The 19,672-nt window shown below is 69.2% G+C and carries 25 protein-coding genes and 2 tRNA genes; 9 read left to right on the top strand and 18 right to left on the bottom strand.

Going from position 1 to position 19,672, the window contains the following annotated elements; all coding sequences use genetic code 11:
• Positions 1-3: 3 nt before the first annotated feature.
• Positions 4-792: an SCO2525 family SAM-dependent methyltransferase gene (locus SM418_RS15860; protein WP_371941300.1), complete on the bottom strand. Its 789-nt coding sequence runs from the start codon at positions 790-792 to the stop codon at positions 4-6.
• A gap of 96 nt (positions 793-888) precedes the next feature.
• Between SM418_RS15860 and SM418_RS15865 the strand changes: the two genes are divergently transcribed.
• Both SM418_RS15865 and SM418_RS15870 read left to right on the top strand, forming a co-directional pair.
• Positions 889-1,668, top strand: a complete 780-nt coding sequence (locus SM418_RS15865) for a GNAT family N-acetyltransferase (RefSeq protein WP_371941299.1) — start codon at positions 889-891, stop codon at positions 1,666-1,668.
• 37 nt (positions 1,669-1,705) lie between these two features.
• Positions 1,706-2,644, top strand: a complete 939-nt coding sequence (locus SM418_RS15870) for a DUF6879 family protein (RefSeq protein WP_371941298.1) — start codon at positions 1,706-1,708, stop codon at positions 2,642-2,644.
• A gap of 94 nt (positions 2,645-2,738) precedes the next feature.
• Here SM418_RS15870 and SM418_RS15875 read toward each other — a convergent pair whose 3' ends face one another.
• From SM418_RS15875 to SM418_RS15900, 6 genes are all read right to left on the bottom strand, one after another.
• A complete protein-coding gene (locus tag SM418_RS15875; protein WP_371941297.1) occupies positions 2,739-3,554 on the bottom strand; it encodes a GvpL/GvpF family gas vesicle protein in 816 nt (271 codons plus the stop codon).
• Entirely contained in the window at positions 3,551-3,880 is a 330-nt protein-coding gene (locus SM418_RS15880) for a gas vesicle protein K (RefSeq protein WP_371941295.1), read from the bottom strand. The genes SM418_RS15875 and SM418_RS15880 overlap by 4 nt, the downstream gene beginning before the upstream one ends.
• Positions 3,864-4,838, bottom strand: a complete 975-nt coding sequence (locus SM418_RS15885) for a gas vesicle protein (RefSeq protein WP_371966076.1) — start codon at positions 4,836-4,838, stop codon at positions 3,864-3,866. Before SM418_RS15885 ends, SM418_RS15880 begins: the two co-directional genes overlap by 17 nt.
• Positions 4,828-5,262 (bottom strand): gas vesicle protein, encoded by a 435-nt coding sequence (locus SM418_RS15890; RefSeq protein ID WP_371941293.1) that lies wholly within the window; start codon positions 5,260-5,262, stop codon positions 4,828-4,830. Before SM418_RS15890 ends, SM418_RS15885 begins: the two co-directional genes overlap by 11 nt.
• A 460-nt stretch (positions 5,263-5,722) precedes the next feature.
• A complete protein-coding gene (locus SM418_RS15895) occupies positions 5,723-5,989 on the bottom strand; it encodes a hypothetical protein (RefSeq protein WP_371941291.1) in 267 nt (88 codons plus the stop codon).
• 83 nt (positions 5,990-6,072) lie between these two features.
• A complete protein-coding gene (locus SM418_RS15900; RefSeq protein ID WP_371941290.1) occupies positions 6,073-6,462 on the bottom strand; it encodes an ATP-binding protein in 390 nt (129 codons plus the stop codon).
• Between the two features lie 106 nt (positions 6,463-6,568).
• Between SM418_RS15900 and SM418_RS15905 the strand changes: the two genes are divergently transcribed.
• Both SM418_RS15905 and SM418_RS15910 read left to right on the top strand, forming a co-directional pair.
• On the top strand, positions 6,569-7,381 hold the full coding sequence (locus tag SM418_RS15905; RefSeq protein WP_371941289.1) for a helix-turn-helix domain-containing protein: 813 nt from the start codon (positions 6,569-6,571) through the stop codon (positions 7,379-7,381).
• Entirely contained in the window at positions 7,378-7,569 is a 192-nt protein-coding gene (locus tag SM418_RS15910) for a DUF397 domain-containing protein (RefSeq protein ID WP_371941288.1), read from the top strand. Before SM418_RS15905 ends, SM418_RS15910 begins: the two co-directional genes overlap by 4 nt.
• Before the next feature lie 93 nt (positions 7,570-7,662).
• Here SM418_RS15910 and SM418_RS15915 read toward each other — a convergent pair whose 3' ends face one another.
• The 3 genes from SM418_RS15915 to SM418_RS15925 form a co-directional block, all read right to left on the bottom strand.
• Entirely contained in the window at positions 7,663-8,481 is an 819-nt protein-coding gene (locus SM418_RS15915; protein WP_371941286.1) for a phosphotransferase family protein, read from the bottom strand.
• Positions 8,482-8,503: 22 nt separating this feature from the next.
• Positions 8,504-8,668, bottom strand: a complete 165-nt coding sequence (locus SM418_RS15920) for a hypothetical protein (protein ID WP_371941285.1) — start codon at positions 8,666-8,668, stop codon at positions 8,504-8,506.
• 293 nt (positions 8,669-8,961) lie between these two features.
• Positions 8,962-9,369, bottom strand: a complete 408-nt coding sequence (locus tag SM418_RS15925; protein WP_371941284.1) for a hypothetical protein — start codon at positions 9,367-9,369, stop codon at positions 8,962-8,964.
• A 522-nt stretch (positions 9,370-9,891) separates the two neighbouring features.
• On the opposite strand from SM418_RS15925, the gene SM418_RS15930 reads away from it, so the two are divergent.
• The gene (locus SM418_RS15930; RefSeq protein ID WP_371941283.1) at positions 9,892-10,767 is read left to right on the top strand and encodes an SDR family NAD(P)-dependent oxidoreductase; all 876 of its coding nucleotides are present in this window, start codon (positions 9,892-9,894) and stop codon (positions 10,765-10,767) included.
• Positions 10,768-10,776: 9 nt separating this feature from the next.
• Complete coding sequence (locus SM418_RS15935; RefSeq protein ID WP_371941282.1) at positions 10,777-11,262, top strand: MerR family transcriptional regulator; 486 nt, start codon at positions 10,777-10,779, stop codon at positions 11,260-11,262.
• A gap of 392 nt (positions 11,263-11,654) precedes the next feature.
• Here the strand turns inward: SM418_RS15935 and SM418_RS15940 are convergent.
• Positions 11,655-11,725 (bottom strand) — tRNA-Gly (locus tag SM418_RS15940).
• A gap of 158 nt (positions 11,726-11,883) precedes the next feature.
• Here SM418_RS15940 and SM418_RS15945 point away from each other — a divergent pair.
• Positions 11,884-11,957 (top strand) — tRNA-Pro (locus SM418_RS15945).
• Positions 11,958-12,002: 45 nt separating this feature from the next.
• Here SM418_RS15945 and alaS read toward each other — a convergent pair.
• The 3 genes from alaS to SM418_RS15960 all read right to left on the bottom strand — a co-directional run bounded on the left by alaS (position 12,003) and on the right by SM418_RS15960 (position 15,168).
• Positions 12,003-14,246, bottom strand: coding sequence for an alanine--tRNA ligase (alaS, locus tag SM418_RS15950; protein WP_371941563.1), 2,244 nt, complete (start codon positions 14,244-14,246; stop codon positions 12,003-12,005).
• Positions 14,239-14,619 (bottom strand): alanine--tRNA ligase-related protein, encoded by a 381-nt coding sequence (locus SM418_RS15955; RefSeq protein WP_371941281.1) that lies wholly within the window; start codon positions 14,617-14,619, stop codon positions 14,239-14,241. The genes alaS and SM418_RS15955 overlap by 8 nt, the downstream gene beginning before the upstream one ends.
• Positions 14,620-14,793: 174 nt before the next feature.
• Complete coding sequence (locus SM418_RS15960) at positions 14,794-15,168, bottom strand: winged helix-turn-helix transcriptional regulator (RefSeq protein ID WP_371941280.1); 375 nt, start codon at positions 15,166-15,168, stop codon at positions 14,794-14,796.
• Between the two features lie 126 nt (positions 15,169-15,294).
• On the opposite strand from SM418_RS15960, the gene SM418_RS15965 reads away from it, so the two are divergent.
• Entirely contained in the window at positions 15,295-15,879 is a 585-nt protein-coding gene (locus tag SM418_RS15965) for a YceI family protein (RefSeq protein ID WP_371941279.1), read from the top strand.
• 57 nt (positions 15,880-15,936) lie between these two features.
• Here SM418_RS15965 and SM418_RS15970 read toward each other — a convergent pair whose 3' ends face one another.
• Together SM418_RS15970 and SM418_RS15975 are read right to left on the bottom strand one after the other, a co-directional pair.
• Positions 15,937-16,620, bottom strand: a complete 684-nt coding sequence (locus SM418_RS15970) for an HAD family hydrolase (RefSeq protein WP_371941278.1) — start codon at positions 16,618-16,620, stop codon at positions 15,937-15,939.
• Positions 16,621-16,727: 107 nt separating this feature from the next.
• Positions 16,728-17,207: a MarR family winged helix-turn-helix transcriptional regulator gene (locus SM418_RS15975; protein WP_371941276.1), complete on the bottom strand. Its 480-nt coding sequence runs from the start codon at positions 17,205-17,207 to the stop codon at positions 16,728-16,730.
• Positions 17,208-17,268: 61 nt separating this feature from the next.
• Here SM418_RS15975 and SM418_RS15980 point away from each other — a divergent pair, with 61 nt between their 5' ends.
• Entirely contained in the window at positions 17,269-17,685 is a 417-nt protein-coding gene (locus SM418_RS15980) for a cupin domain-containing protein (RefSeq protein WP_371941275.1), read from the top strand.
• A 21-nt stretch (positions 17,686-17,706) separates the two neighbouring features.
• Here the strand turns inward: SM418_RS15980 and SM418_RS15985 are convergent, their stop codons facing one another.
• The gene (locus SM418_RS15985) at positions 17,707-18,351 is read right to left on the bottom strand and encodes a LuxR C-terminal-related transcriptional regulator (protein ID WP_371941273.1); all 645 of its coding nucleotides are present in this window, start codon (positions 18,349-18,351) and stop codon (positions 17,707-17,709) included.
• Positions 18,303-19,559 carry a sensor histidine kinase gene (locus SM418_RS15990; RefSeq protein ID WP_371941272.1) on the bottom strand — a complete coding sequence of 419 codons (1,257 nt, stop codon included), beginning with the start codon at positions 19,557-19,559 and terminating at the stop codon, positions 18,303-18,305. The genes SM418_RS15985 and SM418_RS15990 overlap by 49 nt, the downstream gene beginning before the upstream one ends.
• Between the last annotated feature and the right edge of the window lie 113 nt (positions 19,560-19,672).

Here is a 19,672-nt window from a genome sequence, read left to right on the forward strand (position 1 = left end):
TGCTCAGCTTTCAGTCGATCTCTTGATGCCGCAAGCCAAGATCATCCCAGTATACCCCGGTCGGATCGGATTTGCCTCCGCGCTCAGCCGTTTCACATAGTGCAGTTGTGTGCAAAAGGGCATGGACGCGACGACATCCTCGATGGACACCGCCACCGCCGGAAAGTCTTGATCACCGACCCGCCAGCCTTCGGAGTTCTCCATGAACGCGACCGCGAACGGGGCTCCCGGCCGGAGTGCCTCGACGAACCTCGCGAGCGCCGCCCTGAACTCCTCCCGGTCCCCGGATATGGATTCGGCGACGAAGAACATGGTGCCGACGTCCCACTGCTCGCCGGGGAGGTCGAAGACCGACGCCTGCTTGATCTCGATCCGGGCCCGAGCCCTGATGGCCTCGTGCAACGGACCGGCGGCCGCGTACACGGGGATCTTGGCGAACTCGTCCCAGAAGGGAGCCCAGGATGCCAGTGAACCGTCGAGCTCGCGCGTGAGCCAGTTGATGCTGGAGGGAGACAGGTCGATCAGCGTCAGCGCGGAGCAAAAGGGGAGCATGGAGAAGGCGGGATAGAGATTCGCCCCGGTGCCGACGTCGACGCCCTGGAGGTCGGTTCTGCCCTGCAGATGGTCGACCATGAAGGCGCCGATCATTGCGACGAAGCGGAGGTCGTCCCCGTGCGGTTCCTGGTAGTTGGACTGCCAGTAGGTCGGTAAGTCCATCTGGTTCCACGAAACGTCTCGGTTGAAACTCGAATTCGCTGACCGTTCCTGGCCAAGATCAGTCTCGCGGTGCATGGGCAATAGTCCTCCCGAAACGTCCCGCGTTCATTGTAGAAATGTATACGGGATCGCGCATCTTGGATCAAGAGCACCGACCGCAGGCAGGTGGGCATGTCCGCTTTTGTAATCCGGGAACTACGGGAGCTCGACGAGCTGGCCGCGGCCTGCGAGTTGTTCGACCAGATCTGGGGGTTCGAGGACGGCGCACTCTCGATCCTCCAGGAGATCATGCGCGGCTACGCGTATGAGGGGAACTACGTCGCCGGAGCGTTTCTCGGCGGTGCCCTGGTCGGCGCCTCGGTCGGTCACTTCGGCCCCCCGCACGGGCGGGCGCTCCTGTCGTACGTGACCGGCGCGGTCAAGCCGCACGCCGGGCTGGAACTCAAGCTGCACCAGCGTCGCTGGGCGATGGACCACGGGATCGAGCGGATCATCTGGACCTTCGATCCACTCGTCCGCCGCAACGCGCACTTCAACCTCGCGAAGCTCGGCGCGCGCGCGGAGACCTACCTCGAGAACCACTACGGCCATATGCCCGACGCCATCAACGGACAGGACCAGTCCGACCGGATCAGGGTCGTCTGGCACATCACGGAGCCTGACGTGAGAGAGGCGGTCGAGCACGGCCGTCCGATGCCGGTCACGATTCCGGACGACGCGCAGCGGCTGCTCGTCGTCCGGCCGGACGGGGCGCCGGAGGTCCGCCCGACGAATTCCGAGACGGTCCTGCTCGATGTGCCTCCGGACATCGAGGGAACCCGCATGGCCGGCTCCGATCTGGCCGTCCGCTGGCGCAGCGCGGTCCGGGACACCCTGGGCCGGCTCGTCGCGGACGGCGGAACCGTCCTCGGGTTCCATGACAAGGCCAGCTACGTGGTTCAGCAGAAGTGATCAAGGCTGCGGAGCGTTATCCAGGAAGTTGTTGAGCGTGTCGAGAGAACCCTTACCGACGATCAGCACCGGCGCCGTGATCAGGAGGATCGCCGCTGCCACGGCCGCCGGGGCCTTCGCCTTCGTCATCACGAACTACGTCGCGGACCAGTCCGTCGCCCAGTCGCTCACCCTGTCGGTCCTGATCGGCGGCGTGATCATGCTGGTGCAGTTGCTGATCGACTTCGACGGCCGGGTCGAGGGCATCGAACGGTGGATGCGCGCCACCGATCTGGCCATCGAGTCCGCCAAGTGGCAGCAGGCGCTGGGCGACTCGGCCCTGGACCGCGAGGCCTTCACCAAATTCCGCGAGGCCGTGGTGAACTTCGGCCAGGACTGCCCGCCGCTGATCAGGCGGTTCACCGAGATCGTGGTGAAGGGCGACACCGACCTGATCGACAGGCTCAGCCGGGGCGAGGGCGAGGTGACCTGCGACGGCGAGGACCACAACTGGATCCTCCAGCTCACCAACGCCACCATGAAGACCCTCGATGCGACGAGCACCACCACGGTCGACGGCAAGGGGGAGAACTTCACCGGGGGCTTCTGGACGAGCGAGCACGGCCGGCGCTACCTCAAGGCCCAGGTCGAGGCCAAGAGCCGGGGAGTGACCATCCGCCGCCTGTTCATCATGCAGGGTGACCCTGACTTCAACGACGAGGACTTCCGGTCGATCACCCAGGAGCAGCGCGGCGCCGGAATCGAGGTCAGGGCACTTCGCTACAACCAGATTCCCTCCATCCTCGACAGCCCGACCGATTTCATCCTCTTCGACGAGGAGGTCGCCTACGAAGTCGTCCCGGCCTCCAACCGCCAACTCGGCTTCTTCATGACCCGCCTCCGGACCCGGACCGACTACACCCGCGAGTGCAAGGAGCGCTTCGAGCTCCTCTGGCAACTCGCCGAGGAAAGCGCCCCAGGACGGGTGGAGCCCTAGCCGGGGGAGGGCTCGGGGCTGGCCAGGGCCTGCGGGTCGGCGGCGCCCCCGGGCATGGTGCCCGGTCGCCGAGCGCCCATCGATCCGGGGGGCTTCAGTGACCGGGCATGGTGCTCGTGGCGTCCGGTGTCGCCAGTTGCTCCCCGCCGGTGAACGAGTACGGCGGCCACGGACCGAAGAAGCGCACGTTGACGGCGGGATGGCTTTCCTGGAGTTCGGAGAGGATGAACCCAAGGTTCTCGACATCGTCGTCATGCACCAGCAGGGCGAGGGACAGCACCTCTGTCTCCTCGGGACGGCGCGTCGCGCGCCGGCGGTCGGCCAGGTCCTCGGCGACGGCGCTCAGCCGCCGGCGGGCGTCGGCGTGCAACTGGTCGGCGAAGGCTTCGGCGGCGGCCCTGCGCTGGGCGTCCAGCTGCTTGCCCAGCAGGCGCCGGAGGCCGGGCGAGCTCTGCCGCATGCGCTCTTCGATCTCCTGGACGGAGGCGTCGTCGGTCGGCACGGCCGCACTCTCCACCGTGATCTCCACGCGGTACTCGGCGCGTCCATGCAGCCGGGCGAGGCGGTCGTTGAGGTCGTCCCGGTTCTCCCGCAGCCATGCGCGCAGGCGGCCTGCGGCGTCGCCGTCCTCGCCGGGGGCGACCAGCACGTTGAAGGTCATGGGCAGCACGCCGCCCGCCGTGCGCCGCACGCCCTCGACCGCCTCGTCATGTGCGCGGATCCAGCGGCGGACGTCGTCGTCCGGCCCCTGGTAGGGCTGAGCGGGGGCGTCGTGGACGACGGCCGCCAGCCCGCAGTCGGCGGCGCGGACCAGCCGCAGCGGCGCGCCGTCGAGTCCCTCGCCCGGGGGGTCGGCGTCAGTCCCGGGATCGGCGAGCAGCGCGTACACGTACAGCGCTTCCTGGGTCAACGCCGGACACCTCCGCCCTCGATCTCGTCTGCCCAGCGGTCGGGGTTGGCCAGCCGGTCCACGACCTCGTCGACGACCTCGTCCAGGCCGCGGTGCAGCTCCGCCACGGACGCGGTGATGCCGTGCTCGGACTTGATCTCCTGCATGGCCTCGTCCAGTTCCAGCAGGGCGTCGCCCAGCCGGTTCAGCTCCTCGGTGCTGAGGTCGCCGCCCTCCATCCGGCGCACGGCCTGCCGTTCGAGCGCCTCCTGGATCACTTCGACCAGAGTGACGACGAGGGTGAGGACGCCGTTCTTGAGGCTGTTCTCGTCAACGGTGATGGCCATGGGGCTCCTTCCTGTCAGGACCGGCACCGACGGCGCGGGCGGACGGGGCCAGAGCCCGCATCCAGCGCGGCGCCTCTGCGGTGGCCAGCACGAGCTGCTCGCCCGGTGCGTCCACGACCAGGCGGTCCAGGCCGGTCGAGGGCGTGGAACCGGGCTCGAGCCGCACGCCGTGGATCCGGCCGGTGTCCAGGTTCACAGCCGGGCGGCCGTCGGTCGGCGCCCTCCAGGTCAGGCGGCCGTTCTCCAGCCGCGCCCGGCCCCCGCGCCACAGCGCGCCGTCCCTGCGTGGTTCGTGGTACCACATGTGGCCCTCGCATTCGGGGCCGCCGTCGTCCGGGGCAAGGGGACCGGGCGCCTCGGACCGGACGTGCGGGGCGAGCCGGCGCAGGCTCTCGTCGAACTCCTCCGGCTTCGCGGCCGACAGCAGCGCGCCGCCCCCACCGGTCAGCTCCACGCGCACCCGCAGGCGCTCCTCGCCGCCGACCGTCCGCTCGCTCTGCAACCGGGTGGCGTCGACGTCCTCCAGCCGCGCCTCCCAGAGGACCCCGCGCGGCTCGCGCCGGTAGACCAGGACGCGCCGGTCGGTGAGGAAGAGCGTGCCGGGCCGCCAGGTCTTGGACAGGCCGCGCTCGTCGCAGTGGCCGCCGAACGACCGGATCACCACCCGCTCGTCCTGCTTCAGTTCGGGCGTCGCGGCGGTGGCGCGCTCCGCCCAGGCGCGTGTGTCGGCGTCCCACTGCTGCAGCAGCCCGTACTCCAGCATGGTCTCCATGCCGGCGATCGCAGCCCGCAGGTTGACTCCGATGAGCGGGATGTCGGCGACCGCGATGATGAGGTCCAGGTGAAGAACCGCGCCCTTGTTCAGCACGACCTCCAGCAGATCGTCCAAGGTGACCTGGGGGTCGCGCGTGGGGCGCAGCGGCGCGGACGGCCCGTTCATGGGGGAGTTAGTCGGCATCGCCGTCCTGAGGTGCCTCGGCCGAACCGCCCTCACGCGCGGCCTCGGTCAGCGCCTTGGCGCTGCGCCAGCCGCACCACGGGCAGTACTCCTCCAGCAACTGCCGCGTTGGAGTTCGCTTACCGCAGTCGGGGCAGCTCTCCTTCGGATCCTCGGTCTCCTTCCAGGCGGCCGTCTCCACATTCGTCCCCGAGGGGAACTCCAGGCCGTAGCGCGCCGCGGTCTCGAAGGACGCCAGCGCCGCCCGCAACCGGATTCCGAGCAGCTCCACACCCGCGACCGACACCATGATGTCGGCATTGATCACCAAGCCCCTGTCCAGCAGGACCTCGACCACGTGGGCCAGACCGCCCTCACCAGCGCGCTGCGGTTCCATCGGACGCCGCGCACCGACCGGACGCCCGGTCAGGTCCCGCGCGCTCACGGCGGATCCGGTACTGCGGCGCTCGATCGAAGCGGGGCGGACGACATCGGCATCCTGTTCGGACCGCCGCGTTTCGAGCGGCTGCCTGTCTTTGTCCATCACGTCCTCGTTCGGGGGTCCTGGCTCGTCGCACGCAGAGGTTCCACGCCAACTTGAACGATGCACCCATATCCACTGATTCGCGGATCAACCATCCACCCTCGACGAGAGCGCCATGAATGGGCGGCCCAAGCCGGGTGAAAGTCACCGCCGTGGACCCGGTGACGTTCGGGCGTGCCCGATCCCGGCGGGGAGGGGAATACGAACAATCTGGAAAGGGCGGCCAAGATCGTTCCACAATGCTCTGACCTGCAGAAATAAGAGAGCGTGCGACACCCTGCCACTGCGGACGCTCCGCACCCACCGCACTGCGCAAACCTAGTTGGGCCCCGCGTCCCACAGGGCGCGTCCCTCTTGCGGTCTACCAGGTGCCGGGGAACATGCGGTGCTTGAGCAGGTCTTCGACCTGTTCGGCGGCGGCTTTGGCGTCTCCGCAGGGAGCCAGGTAGCCGCGCCGCCCGCGCTCGGCGTCGTGGTACCCCCATGCAACACCCGGAACGGCCAGTACGACCACCCCGAGCCCGACGTGACTGTCCGGGCCGCCGACATAGATCCACAGCAGGGGCACTGCGAACCCCTGCGAGCGATAGAGCCGGACGGTGCGCCCCCCGCGAGGCTCCAGAGCCACGGCCAACATGCTCAGGAACGTTTCCGCCGTAGCCCGGCCCCGGTACGTCCGCCACCGCAGGACGCACTGCTCGACCTGGGCGCTCAGAGGGCGCACTTGGCCCATACGATCTTTCCGCCTTCCGCGATCGGTCGGGTTCCCCAGTCGTCCACGACTTGCGACATCAGCAGCAGGCCCCGCCCCGAGGTCGCCTCCAAGTCCTCCGGGCCGACCACCGGCAAGCCCTCTCCCCGGTCCCACACCTCGATCACCGCCAAGTCCGCGCGGACGTCGCGGAAGACGCGAAGGATGATCTGACCCTCGCCATGCCGCCAGGCGTTCGTCACCAGCTCGCACACCACCAGGCGCGCCATGAAGTCGTCCGCGGAGCCCCACTCCCGGAACTGCGCCGCGACGAAATCTCTCGCCAACGCCGGTGCGTTCTCGTTGGGGTCGAGAAGAAGAGTCGGGATTTCTGGGGCAGGCACGGACATATCGCTACGACCTTCGGAACGTTGCCGGTTACTTCGGGTGTAAGCGTGCTCGCTCTGGGCTACGCTCGCTACGTTCCGGAAGCATTCGCAACAAACTGGAGAGGCCATGCTTGCGCGGGAGTCGCTCGACCCGTCAAGATCCATCTGGCACTTCATAGCGTTCCACCTGCGTCGCTACCGTAAGGCACACGGGATGTCAGGGCAGGCTCTCGGTGATCTGCTTGGGTGCGACCGTTCGACTGTTTCCCGGTACGAGTCCAACACGCTCAAACTCAAGCGGGAGCACGCGGAGATCATCGACCGAGTGTGGAACGCGGACAGCATGTTCACAGCCCTCGTCGGATTTGCCGAGCGGGCCGACGAGGGCAACTGGCTGCTGGAACTCACCGAGTTGGAGGCGCGCTCATCAAGGCTCAGGATGTGGGAGTCATCAGTCATCCCGGGGCTGTTCCAGACACCGGACTACGCGCGTGCCGCACTGAGCGCCGGAACTGCAGAGGATCTTGATGCGACCCTTGAGCGGCGACTGGCACGGCAGGCCACCGTCTTCGGGAAGACGAAGCCACCACGAGTGACGGCTCTTCTCGGCTGGGCGGCAGTGTCGCAAATCGTGGGCGGTCCGGACGTCATGCGCGGCCAACTCTCTCGGCTGATCGAGCTGAGCGAGCTTCCCCTCATCAGCATCCGGATAGTGGAGAACAACTCGGGTGCGCATCCGGGCCTTGACGGCCCTTTCGTGCTCCTCACTGTCGGGGACCGGGACATCGCCTACACCGAGGCGGCGACGCGTGGCTGCTTCCTCATGGACCCGTTCGATGTGCAAGAAGTGGCAGTAAGGTACGACTTGATGAGCGACATAGCCGCCCCGGTCGGCCCAAGTCGGGCCTTCCTGGAGGCTGAACTGGAGAAGTACAGATGACCCAGTGGCGCAAGTCGGGCCGCAGCGGTACAGGTGGCCAGTCCAACTGCGTGGAGGTCGCGGACCTCTCCGGGGACGTCGGCGTGCGTGACAGCAAGGACCCGAGCGGCCCCCGCATCACGCTTCAGGTCGAGCGCTTTCGCCGACTGGCCGCCGACATCAAGCGCGGAGCACACGACCTACCCTGACAGCCCATCTTGCGCATCACGACGGAGCCCTGAGCCGAGCGGTAAGGCCAGGGCTCTCTGAAGATCCTTCTGGGCGGAGCACTGGGTTCAGCTTCAGGGCGTACGAGCGAGAGTGCGTCGGTGCGACGCCCACTGCGACACTGCGGTCGCGTGTTCGAGCGCCCAACTCTTGCTGTTGGTGGCGAGGTTGGCCCGCCATTTGTCGTCGAAGACGCGTGCGAACAGGTCGATGGTGCTCGGGGCGGTGGATGTCCACGCGGGAAACTGCGAGGCCCAGTGCTCCGCTTTGGCCGGGGTATGTCCGGCTTTCAACAGCCAAGGGATGAGCAGCGCCATCTCGAGGAATGTGGCGCCGCGGCCGGCGAAGGTCCAGTCCACCACGTAGGCGGTGTCGTCGTCGCCGAGTAGGACGTTGGCGGGGTTGAGGTCGGCGTGCAGCAGTGTGGCGCCGGCTAGCGCGGACACGTCGCCCATCGATTCCCAGCGGCGCTCGATCCTCTTGCGTTCCAGCACGTCGGGGAGTGGATGCGCCTGGAGGCTGTCGATGATCTCTGCCAGGACGTCCAGGTCCGGAGAGCCGGGGGTGTAATCGGCGTGCCGGGCCTGGACGTGTTCGAAGGCGAGGACGAGCCACCCGCCCGCCTCCACGGTCCAATGGAGGCGGGGGGCGTACTCGGTGACATGGGGATTGATTGCGGCTTCCCAGCGCAGCGACCGGACTTCCGGGCCATCGGTGTCCCGCGCGGTCTTGCGGGCGGCCTTGACGAACAGGCGGCCGTCCGTGGTGTGGACGGTCGCGGTGATGTCGGCGTGGTTGCCTGCGGGCGCTGGCTCGACCCTGTGGATAGAGCCGGTGTGCGCCTTGACCGTGTCGAGTACCTCGGGTGGCAGGTCGGACCAGCCGTAACGCATGGGATCAATCCCCGTGGTGGTGTCAGGCGTTCATCGGTGGCTGCGCACAGTTCTCCAAGCAGCAGGACTCGCCGTCCATCCACCATTCCAGATCGACGCGGTACCCGGTGGCGTGCATCGCCGCCACGCCTTCGGCGTCCCCGCTCGGCAGGTGGGGCTTGGACCGGCCCGCGCCCAGGGCACACACACCTGGGCGAAGGTACGGGTGCCCATCATGGGGCGGTGCCAGATCTTTGTCGACGGCGGGCGAGGGCGCGAACTTCACCAGGCACGGGGTCGCCGGATGGCTGCACTCCTCCTCGCAACCTGCGTAGCCGCTTCTCACCAACTAGGACGGAGTGCACTCATGAGCTCCGCTCGCGCATGACGGGATCGATCCAGAGTGAGGCACATGATCATGAAGCTCGGCCGGACCGGTTCGAGAGCATCACGCCGAGGCCGTCCCGACCAACTCCTGCATGGAACCTCCACGGACCATGCTCACCACGCACAGTCGGGTACCCCGTCGAGGTGGGCCTTTCCGCGGATGAAGACGTTGCTCACCCAGCCAGTGGGCCGCTCGGAGCCGTTATAGGTGTACGACCACCACTCGCTGGAGTAACCCGAGTTGGATATCGGCTGGCCTCGCTTCTGACAGTAAACCCCGATGTTCTGCTCGGAGACCTTCCGGTAGATCGTTGGACAGTTGGTGGTGGACGGGTAGTTGCTGCACGCTGCGGTCGAGCCGACGCGGACGTTGACATTGGTGGCCCACACATAGACCCAGATGATGCTCTGTGCGGACCGCGACGGCGCTGCTTGGACCGGCGCTGCTTGGGCCGCTGTGGCCGCGGCGACGGAAGCTCCGAGGATTCCGGCCGTCATCAACGTGCTGGAAGCCGCGAGCATTATCGCCGATCGTCTGCTGCTGGGCCGGGGAGCGCTTCGAAACATGCGGCTTTCTCCATTCGGTTGTCGGCCTGCCCGGCTAGGCGGACAGTGGAGCCAAGAGTGAGTGAAGCACCCGACTGCTTCAGATCGGCTTCACAGCGAATCCCGGCAGCCGACCAAGCACGGTGGAAGCTCCTGAAAGGCCACGGCCAAGGTGCTCACCGACCTGGAGGAGTTCCCGGGCGAACCACGCGGTACGGAAGCGCCTTGCGCGCGGTGGCGTGGACCTTTGCGGGCACCAACGTCGGCGGGGGAGATCGACGCGAGCAGAAGCGGGAAAAGGTCGACTACCTCGGTGCCGCCGCAAAGTCACGGAAGATCCTCAGCGAACCGAGGGCGGCTTTGGGGCCGTGGTGGGCGTATCCGGTCCTTGGGTTCGGGACCAAGGGACGACGTGGAGCTCGGCAGGCAGACCGTCGAGGAGCAGCGGCGGACGCCGCGCTTGCGTTCGAGCGCGCTCGAACTTCTAGCGTCGCCGACATGACATCTCCACCAGGTACTCAGCGGACATGGATCATCACCGGCGCGTCGGCGGGCTTCGGCCGTGCCATCGCGGAGTGCGCGGTCGGGCGGGGCGACAACGCGGTGCTGGCCGTGCGGCAGCCCGGGTCGGTGGCCGACCTCGCGGACGCCCACCGCGACCAGGTGCTGGTCGCCGAGTTCGACGTGCGTGACACCGGGCGCGCGGGGGACGTCATACGGTCGGCGGTCGACCGGTTCGGGCGGGTGGACGTGCTGGTGAACAACGCCGGCCGCGGGGTCGTCGGCGCGGCCGAGGAGGTTGGCGAGGAGGAGCTTCGTGCATCTCTGGAACTGCACCTGCTGGGTCCGGCGGCGCTCGTGCGGGCCGTCCTGCCGTACTTTCGCGAGCAGGGGTCGGGCACGATCGTGCAGATGAGCAGCCAAGGCGGGCGCATCTCCTTCCCCGGTGTCGGCGCGTACTCGGCCGGCAAGTTCGCGCTCGAAGGCTGGTCGGAGGCGCTGGCCGGCGAGGTCGCGCCGTTCGGGGTCCGGGTGATGATCGTCGAGCCGAGCCGGTTCCGCACCTCGTTCAACGCGCCCGACGTGCTCGGGGTCGCCGACGCCAGCGCCGCGTACACCGGGCTGTTGGAGGCCGTCCGCAACGACATGGCAGGCGCCGACGGGATGCAGGAAGGCGATCCGGTACGGGCCGCGGAGATCATCGTGGACCTGGTCGCCGGTGACGAACTGCCGCTGCGCCTTCCGCTCGGGCGTGAGGCGGTCGAGCGCATCGGAAGGTCCTACCGGCAGAACCTGGAGGAGCTCGGACGCTGGGCCCCCACCGCGCGTGCCGCCGACTTCCCCGGCGCCCCCGCGTCCGCCCGGCCGATCTAGAGTGTCGTCATGGCCACCGACGATCTGATGTCGAGGGCGCTCGCCGCCCTCGACGAGGTCGACGGCCCGATGTCGGTCGAGGTGATCCACCGCCTCGTCGACGTCAGCGCCGCCACCGACCCCATGACCATCACGGAGGTCGCCGACCTGCTCGACATGTCGCCGCACACGCTGCGCTACTACGAGCGGATCGGGCTGGTCGAGGTGGCCCGCGACGCCAGCGGCCACCGCAGCTACGACGCGGCGGCGGTGCGGAGACTGGTGTTCCTGACCCGCATGCGCCTGTCGGGGATGGCCATGCGCGACCTTCAGCACTACATGAAGCTGGCCGATGAGGGCGACGACACCGTCCCCGACCGCCTTGACCTGCTGCTCGAACACCGCGACACGATCCGCCGGCGGCTCAAGGAGCTGACCCTGTCGCTGGCGGCGACCGAATACAAGATCGTCTCCTACGGCGGACACACCGGCCCGTCCTCAGCCGGGAACGCCTGACTCGTTCGGCACCGAACCACGCCGAACGGGTCCACCGCGGCGAGTCGGCACGTAACCCTCGTCTTCATCCCTTGGGCGAAGCCATCGGCTCGACGCGGACATCATGATCGGCGCCGACGGCATCCACCCGCCGACCCGGCAGATTATCGACCCGGACGCATCGAATGCCCAGCTACCTGGCGGCTGAGGACACGTTCGGGCGCGAAGGGCCGTGTTGAGGACGCAAGATCCGCCACCGTGCTGATCTCCGCCAGAGACGGTCAGACCGTGATCACTAAGGTCCGCGATTGAACCAGGCGACGCTCAGATGTGCCAGATCCCAGTGACAGATGGGTGACGGATATCTTCACGTCCAAGATCGCCCTACAGGGCTCTGGCCTGGGAGATGGGAGAGCGGGCGACGGGAATCGAACCCGCGTAGCCAGTTTGGAAGACTGGGGCTCTACCATTGAGCTACGCCCGCGAGCGGATGGAGGGCCCGGGTGGGCCTCGATCGCCATCCCGTAGCGTACAGGGTTCCGGCGGCGGACGGGTCGGCCGGGCGGTGATGTTCGTTCGGCGCAGCGGGCGGGGGCGGATCGGGACTAGACTTCCCCCGTCATCGCGGTCGGCGGTGGTGTGCGGGCTGTAGCGCAGTTTGGTAGCGCACTGGCTTTGGGTGCCAGGGGTCGTGGGTTCAAATCCCGCCAGCCCGACACGGATGGCCGGGCGCGCCCGCGTGGGGCGCGCCCGGACTCTGATTACCGCGGTCCCAGAAGGGTTCGGGCTTCGGTCGCGGCTGTGCGGATCGCCTTCGGCAGGTTTTCCGGGCGGCGGCCGCCCGCGTTCGCTATCGGGCCCTTGCCGCCCGCCCCGCCGCCGACCTCCCGGGCGGCGCGGGTCAGGAGGTCGCGGGCCCGGATGCCGGTTTCCGCGCCTGCCGCCGCCACCAGTATCGCTTTGCCGTCGGCCTCGGTGCCGAGGACGACCACGCCGCGCGGGTCGAGGATGCCGGTCGCGATGGTGCGGAGGTCCGTGCTGGTCAGGCCGGGGACGGTCTGCGCCACCAGCCAGCCGCCCGCGAGTGGTTCGGCCTGGGAGGCGAGGTGCTGGGAGTGGGCGTTCAGTTCCGCTTGGTGGAGTGTTTCCAGTTGCCGTTGGGTCTCTGCGAGGGTTTCGAGGCGCTGGCGTAGACGGTCCGGGGCCTGGTCGGAGTGGACGTTCAGCAGTGCCGCGAGTTCGTCGAGGAGATGGCGCTGGTGGTCGTAGTGGCGGAGCGCGTCGCTGCCGGTGAGTGCTTCTATCCGGCGCAGGCCCGTGCCGATGGACGACTCGCCGACGATGTGGACGGGGCCCGCCTGCGAGCCGTGGCCGACATGGGTACCGCCGCACAGTTCGCGGGACGCGTCGCCGATGTCCACGACGCGGACGGTGTCGTTGTACTTTTCGCCGAACAGCGCTGTCGCGCCGGCTCTTTCCGCCTCGGTTCGGGTCGCCTCCCAGACACGTACTTCGGGGTCGTCGAGCAGGTAGTCGTTGATGAGCGTCTGGAGGGGTGCGGTGTCGACCGAGGAGATGTGCGTGAAGTCGAAACGCAGTCGCCCCGGTTCTACGCGTGACCCGCGCTGGGTCGCGTGCTCGCCGAGGACGCGGCGCAGCATCGCGTGCAGGACGTGGGTGGCGCTGTGGGATCGCGCGGTCGCGTCCCGGCGGGACGTGTCGACGGCCGCTTCCGCCGCGTCGCCCGGATGAAGTTCGCCGTCCAGGATGCGGGCGGTGTGCACGTGCAGACCGTCCAGCCCGAGGCGGGTGTCGAGGACCTGGGCCCGCCCGGTGCCGGTGTGCAGTTCGCCCGTGTCGCCGACCTGGCCCCCGGACTCCGCGTAGAACGGGCTGCGGGAGAGGACCAGATCGACCTCGTCGCCCGGGTGAGCGCTCCGCATCTCGCCATGTGGACCGAGGAGCGCCAGCACGGTGGTCTCCGCCGTTGTTGACGAGTAGCCCACGAATTCGGTGAGGCCGTGCTCGGCGGTGACGCGGCGGTAGACCTCCTGGCGGGCCACCGCGTCGCCCTTCCTGTCACGGCCGGCCTGGTGCGCCTGGCGGCGCTGGTCGTCGAGGAGTTCCGCGAACGCGGCCTCGTCGACGGTGAGGCCCGCCGAGCGCGCCGCGTCGACGGTCAGGTCGATCGGGAAGCCGTAGGTGTCGTGCAGTTCGAACGCCGTGCGGCCGGAGATGGTCGAGGTCGCGCGGCTGATCGCCGCGTCGAGGAGGCGGGAGCCCTGGCGGAGCGTGCGGTCGAAGCCTTCTTCCTCCGCCGTCACGACCTGGCGGATCAGCTCGGCGTGCTCGGTCAGCCCCGGCCACGTCCCGCCGAGACCCGCGACCACGCTGGACGTCAGGTCCGGCAGCGCAAGGTCGATGCCGAGCCGACGCGCGTGCCGGATCGCGCGGCGCATCAGCCGGCGCAGCACGTAGCCGCGTCCGTCGCGCGCGGGCATGACGCCGTCGGCGATGAGGAACGCGATCGAGCGGGAGTGGTCCGCGACCACCCGGAAGGAGGTCGAGTCGTCGCTCCCGTCGCGTCCGGGATATGCGCGGCCCGCCATTTCCTGGACGAGCCGGAGTGTGGGGGAGAGGAGGTCCGTTTCGCACACCGTGTCCACGTCCTGCAATACGGCTGCGAGACGGTCGAGTCCGAGTCCGGTGTCGATGTTCCGCGCGGGCAGTTCACCCAGGATCGGGTAACCGTCCTTTCCGGAGCCTTCGCCGCGGAGGTTCTGCATGAAGACGAGGTTCCACAGTTCCTGGTAGCGCTCGCCGTCCACGGCTGGGCCGCCCTCGCGTCCGAAGGACGGGCCCCGGTCGTAGTGGAGTTCGGCGGACGGCCCGCACGGGCCGGGTATGCCCATCGACCAATAGTTGTCCGCCATGCCGAGCCGTTGGATCCGTGACGAAGGGACGCCGACGCGCCGCCAGAGACGCTCGGCCTCGTCGTCATCCAGGTAGACGGTGACCCAGAGGCGTTCCGGGGGGGAGGTTGTAGTGCCGGGTGAACAGCTCCCACGCCCAGGCGATCGCGTCCGCCTTGAAGTAGTCGCCGAAGGAGAAGTTGCCGAGCATCTCGAAGAACGTCGAGTGCCGTGTGGTACGGCCCACGTTCTCGATGTCGGATGTGCGCGCGCACTTCTGCACGGAAACCGCCCGGGAATGCTCCGGCGCGGTCTCGCCGAGGAAGTACGGCTTGAACTGGTTCATGCCCGCGTTCGTCAGCAGAAGCGTCGGATCGGACGGAACCAGCGAGCTGGACGGCACGACGCGGTGGTCGCGCTCCTCGAAGAAGTCGAGAAAGGTCGAGCGAATGTCAGTCGAACGCATGGGACGGCCTCACGAGGTCGATGGGACGACGGCACGCACCGCCGAGCCGGGCCGGGCACGACTGCCCGTTCCCCAGCTCGGCGCGGCTAGCTCGCCGTCCCATCTCGTGAAGGTCCATCACCGTCCAAAGTACCGCCGTGCCCGCGCCCGGGCACGCCATTTCTCCGGTGCCGCCTATTCCTTCTCCGACGCGGACTCGGCGGCGCGGGCGTCGTAGTCGGCGCGGGCTGCGTCGATCTCGGCGAGGTGGTTCTCGGCCCAGCGGACGAGGGTGTTCGCCGCGTCCATCAGCGTCGCGCCCATCGGGGTGAGGGAGTAGTCCACGCGCGGCGGGACCACCGGGTACACGGTGCGGATCACGATGCCGTCGCGTTCGAGGCCGCGCAGGGTGACGGTGAGCATCCGCTGGCTGATCCCGTCGATCTCGCGCCGCAGCTCGCTGAACCGCTTGGTGCGCTCCCCGAGCAGCGCGATGACCTGCAGCGACCATTTGTCGCCGACCCGGTCGAGGATCTCGCGGGCCCTGCAGCCCGCCGTCGTGTGCTCCATTGGTTCTCTCCAGGTGACCGAGGCAGGAAAAAGTGCCTTCTTGTGCCGGCTCCGCGGGGGTCCGCACCATGGAGACGGTTCCTGATCGGAACCCTCTCACCATTCATAACCACCTTAGGAGACGCCATGACCGCCGAGCTTGTCCAGATCCCCGGTTACGTCGCGGGCACCTGGACGATCGACCCCGTCCACTCCGGTGTCGGCTTCACGATCCGGCACCTGATGGTGAGCAAGGTCCGCGGCCGCTTCGGGACGTTCCAGGGCACGATCGTGACCGGCGACGACCCGCTCGACTCGTCGGTGACCGCGACCGTCGACCTGTCCTCCGTCGACACCGGCAACGCCCAGCGCGACGAGCACGTCCGGTCCGCCGACTTCCTGGACGTCGCGAAGTACCCGGCGATGACCTACCGCTCCACGGGCCTGCGCCCGGACGGCGACGGCTTCGTCCTGGACGGCGAACTGACCCTGCGCGGCCTGACCAGGGAGATCCCGTTGAAGCTGGAGGTGGGCGGGTTCGGGCCCGACCCGTTCCTGCAGGACGACCCGTTCCGGGGCGCCCGGGTCGGGTTCACGGCGACCGGCGAGATCAGCCGGCTGGAGTTCGGCGTCGGCGACACCACCAAGATCCCGGGCGGCAACGGGCTCGGGCTGGGGGAGAAGGTGCAGATCGTCCTGGAGATCCAGGCCGCCCTCCAGACTCCCTCCTGAGCTTGGAGATGCGGGCGGCCTCAAGGCCGCCCGCATCTCCGACGCCGCCCGCCCTCGTCAGGACGACAACAGCGGAGGCAGCGCGTCCAGGGACGTGACGCGGAGGACCTCCAGGTCGTCCGGGGCGGGGGAGCCGGAGCGGTCCAGCCAGATCCCCGTCAGCCCGGCCGCGGCGGCGCCCTGCGCGTCGGTGACGAGCCGGTCGCCGACATAGGCGGCCTCGCCGGGGGTGACGCCGAGCCCCGCGCACGCCGCCCGGAAGATCGCGGCGTCCGGTTTCGCGGAGCCCGCCTCGCTGGACGCCACGACGTACGGCAGGACGTCCGCGAAGCCGAGCGCCGCGACCTTCGCACGCTGCTGCGCGGCATGCCCGTTCGTGATCACCCCGAGCCGCAGCCCTCGCCCGGCCAGGTCGTCCAGGACGGCCCCGACCTCGGGGAACGGACGCCACGCCGCCTGGTACAGCGCGACGTATCCGGCGAGCCACGCATCGGCCTGGGTGTCGTCCCAGTCTCCCAGCCCCAGATCCCCGGCGAGCGTGCGGATCCGGACGCGGCGCTGGGCGAGGAAATCCAGCTCGCCCGCGAGGTACCGGTCGACGGCGTCCTCGGTCAGGTCCACCCACCGCCGGACGAGCCACGCCGGGTCCACGTCCGGGAACGAGCGGACGATCGCCTCCCCCGCGGCGCCTTCGTGGTCGAGGAGCGTCCCGTCGAGGTCGAACAGCACGGCCGTGAGCACGCGATCCATTGTCCCGGAAACAGGGAAGGGGGCGGGCGCCTGATGGGCGTCCGCCAGGATCTAAGCGGCTGCCTGGACCCGTACGGTCACCGGCGGCCGAAGAAAGCTCAGGACGTCCCGAACCAGCCGGGCATGTCGAGGCGCCACAGGTCGGCGGGCGTCATGCGGCGCAGATCGTCCTCCAGGGCCCGGAGCCGGTCCGCGCCCAGCACGGCGACCCAGTCGTCCCTGATCCGCTCGAAGATCCGCGCGGACCGGGCGAGCGAGTCCGCGCCGCGGGCCGTCAGCCGGACGATCTTGCGCCGGGCGTCCCGCGGGTCGGCGGCGCGCTCGAGGTACCCGGCGCGCTCCAGCGACTCGACCATCTTGCCCGCCGCCTGCTTGGACACGCCGAGGCGGCGGCCGAGCTCCACGGCCGTCGTGCCGTCCGGTCCGATGGCCTGGAAGACGAACCCGTGCATCGGGCGCAGTTCGGAGTGCCCCTCGCGCGCCAGCTCGGCGTGCAGCTCGTCGATGATCACGCGGAAGGCGAGGAAGAGCCGCAGCGGCAGCTCGAAGCCGGGCGGGTCCGGGGGAGCGCTTGACATAAAAGACAACCTCATTGACTATATGGACAACCACATTGACCAATTTACGGGACGGAACCCCATGACGCTCGTACGCAACGCCGAAAGCCGCCGCACCGAGACGCCGAACGGCACCATGACCACCTTCGCGACGCCCACCCAGGGCGGCACCGAGGGCATCGCCGTCTGGCGCGTCGACATGCTGCCCGGCAAGACCGGCCCGCTGCACGCCTTCGACACCGAGCAGGTGTGGACGTTCCTGGACGGCGCGGCGGCCATCGACCTCGACGGCCGCAAGCTGGAGGCGGGGCAGGGCGACACGATCGTCCTCGCGGCCGACGTGCCCCGCCAGATGACGGCCGGCGACACCGGGTTCACCGCGGTCGTCGCCGCCCACGCCGGCTGCCTCGCCTACGACCCCGACGAGCTGGTGGACGACACCAGGTGCGCGATCGCCCCTCAGGGCGCCGAGCGGCTCGTCCCGCCGTGGGCCCGGTAGCCCGGCGGACGCGCGGAACGCTCAGGCGCCCAGATAGGCGAGGACGGCCAGCACGCGGCGGTTGTCGTCCTCGGACGGCGGCAGCCCGAGCTTGCCGAAGATGCTGTTGGTGTGCTTGCTGATCGCCTTCTCGGTCACGAAGAGCTGCCCGGCGATCGCCGCGTTCGAGCGGCCCTCCGCCATCAGCCCGAGCACCTCGCGCTCGCGCGGGGTCAGCCGCTGCAGCGGCTCCTCGCGGGCGTGCCGGGTGAGCAGCTGCGACACGACGTCCGGGTCGAGGGCGGTGCCGCCGTCCGCGACCCGGCGCACCGAGTCCACGAAGACCCTGACGTCCGACACCCGGTCCTTCAGCAGGTAGCCGATGCCGCCCGTGCTGTCGGACAGCAGCTCCCGCGCGTACAGCTGCTCCACGTGCTGCGACAGCACCAGCACCGGCAGGCCCGGGATCTCCTTGCGGGCCTCCAGCGCGGCCCGCAGCCCCTCGTCGGTGAACGTCGGCGGGAGCCGGACGTCCACCACCGCCACGTCGGGACGGTGCGTGGTCAGCGCCCGCAGCAGCGACGGCCCGTTGTCGACGGCCTCGACGACCTCGAACCCGAACGCCCCCAGCAGGCGGATCAGCCCGTCCCGGAGGAGGGCGAGATCTTCGGCGATGACAACGCGCACGGCAGCTCCATGGTCACGACGGTCGGCCCGCCGGGAGGGCTCGTCACCGCCATCGTCCCATCGAAGGCCGCCAGCCTGCGCTCGATGCCGTGCATGCCGCTGCCGCCGGCGGGGTCGGCGCCGCCCGTCCCGTCGTCCCCGATGATCATAAGCAGCCGGCCGCCGGAGTGCTCGATCTGGATCCAGGCCCGCCGGGCGCCGGAGTGCTTGACGACGTTGGCGAGCATCTCCGCGACCGCGAAGTACGCCGCCGACTCGACCGGCGCCTCCGCGCGTCCTGGCAGGTCCACATGGACGTCCACGGGCAGCGGCAGCGTCAGCGCCAGCGCGCGGACGGCCCCGTCCAGCCCGCGCTCGGCCAGCACCGGCGGATGGATGCCCCGCACCAGATCGCGCAACTCGGTGAGCGCCGTCCCGCTCGCCTCCCGCGCCTCGGCCAGCAGCCGCTGCGCCATCTCGGGGTCGTGCTTCATCATCTCCTCGGCGAGCCCGATGTTCATGCTCAGCGCGACCAGCCGGGCCTGCGCGCCGTCGTGCAGGTCCCGCTCGATGCGGCGCAGCTCGGCGGCCGACGTGTCCACGGTCTCCGACCGCGTCTCGGTGAGCCGCTGCACGCGCTCGGCCAGCGCCCCCCGCGTCGGCGCCAGCAGCGACCGGCTGAACACGGCGTGCGCCTTCAGGGACACCCTGCCCAGCGGGACGGACGCCGCCGTCATCGCCGTCCCCAGCACCAAGCAGCCCACGAAGCCGATCAGCCCGTACTCGTCCAGCGGCCAGAACGGGCCCCACCCGTAGTCGGTGATCTGCGCCACCCAGGGCGCCACCAGCGCGCCCTCCAGCCCGTACACCGCGGAACCGCCCGCGAGGACGCCGATGACGAGCGCGATCGGCACGTTCAGCAGCGTCCATACCAGGTCGCGCCATGTCGCCGGATCGGCGAGCACCCACCTCAACCGCCGGAACGGCCCCAACCCGCCGGGCGGCTCCGGCCGGTACGGGGAGGGGATCTCGACCCCCGACCACGTGGACGCCCACGCCCGCTGCTGATCGGCCACCATGCGGATCGCCTGGAACACCCCGGGCACCAGCACGATCCCGACCCCCAGCGGGATGAACGCGATCGACAGCACCGCAAGGATGAACAGCGGAAGGCCCGCCGCGAACGCCAGCACGATCTGCGCCACCCCGCGGAGGAGGTTGACGAGCACAAGCCGTGCATACCTGCCGAGTCGCCCGCCCACCGAATCCTCCAAAGGTCGCTCCGCCCACCGGCATCCATCATTGTCATCGGTCACGCCATCGGCCTCGGTGGTGTTAGGTC

The organism is Actinomadura chokoriensis (genome assembly GCF_041463665.1).
In the GTDB taxonomy this organism is placed as follows: Bacteria; Actinomycetota; Actinomycetes; order Streptosporangiales; family Streptosporangiaceae; genus Spirillospora; species Spirillospora chokoriensis_A.

Bases quoted from the DNA above. Each gene is read 5' to 3' on its own strand.
- SM418_RS15905 (WP_371941289.1), top strand. From the start codon at position 6,569: ATGCTTGCGCGGGAGTCGCTCGACCCGTCAAGATCCATCTGGCACTTC.
- SM418_RS15935 (WP_371941282.1), top strand. From the start codon at position 10,777: ATGGCCACCGACGATCTGATGTCGAGGGCGCTCGCCGCCCTCGACGAG.
- SM418_RS15910 (WP_371941288.1), top strand. From the start codon at position 7,378: ATGACCCAGTGGCGCAAGTCGGGCCGCAGCGGTACAGGTGGCCAGTCC.
- SM418_RS15930 (WP_371941283.1), top strand. From the start codon at position 9,892: ATGACATCTCCACCAGGTACTCAGCGGACATGGATCATCACCGGCGCG.
- SM418_RS15885 (WP_371966076.1), bottom strand. From the start codon at position 4,838: ATGCCGACTAACTCCCCCATGAACGGGCCGTCCGCGCCGCTGCGCCCC.
- SM418_RS15975 (WP_371941276.1), bottom strand. From the start codon at position 17,207: ATGTCAAGCGCTCCCCCGGACCCGCCCGGCTTCGAGCTGCCGCTGCGG.
- SM418_RS15925 (WP_371941284.1), bottom strand. From the start codon at position 9,369: ATGCTCGCGGCTTCCAGCACGTTGATGACGGCCGGAATCCTCGGAGCT.
- SM418_RS15955 (WP_371941281.1), bottom strand. From the start codon at position 14,619: ATGCGTTCGACTGACATTCGCTCGACCTTTCTCGACTTCTTCGAGGAG.
- SM418_RS15880 (WP_371941295.1), bottom strand. From the start codon at position 3,880: ATGGCCATCACCGTTGACGAGAACAGCCTCAAGAACGGCGTCCTCACC.
- SM418_RS15860 (WP_371941300.1), bottom strand. From the start codon at position 792: ATGCACCGCGAGACTGATCTTGGCCAGGAACGGTCAGCGAATTCGAGT.
- SM418_RS15980 (WP_371941275.1), top strand. From the start codon at position 17,269: ATGACGCTCGTACGCAACGCCGAAAGCCGCCGCACCGAGACGCCGAAC.
- SM418_RS15900 (WP_371941290.1), bottom strand. From the start codon at position 6,462: ATGTCCGTGCCTGCCCCAGAAATCCCGACTCTTCTTCTCGACCCCAAC.
- SM418_RS15960 (WP_371941280.1), bottom strand. From the start codon at position 15,168: ATGGAGCACACGACGGCGGGCTGCAGGGCCCGCGAGATCCTCGACCGG.
- SM418_RS15965 (WP_371941279.1), top strand. From the start codon at position 15,295: ATGACCGCCGAGCTTGTCCAGATCCCCGGTTACGTCGCGGGCACCTGG.
- SM418_RS15865 (WP_371941299.1), top strand. From the start codon at position 889: ATGTCCGCTTTTGTAATCCGGGAACTACGGGAGCTCGACGAGCTGGCC.
- SM418_RS15915 (WP_371941286.1), bottom strand. From the start codon at position 8,481: ATGCGTTACGGCTGGTCCGACCTGCCACCCGAGGTACTCGACACGGTC.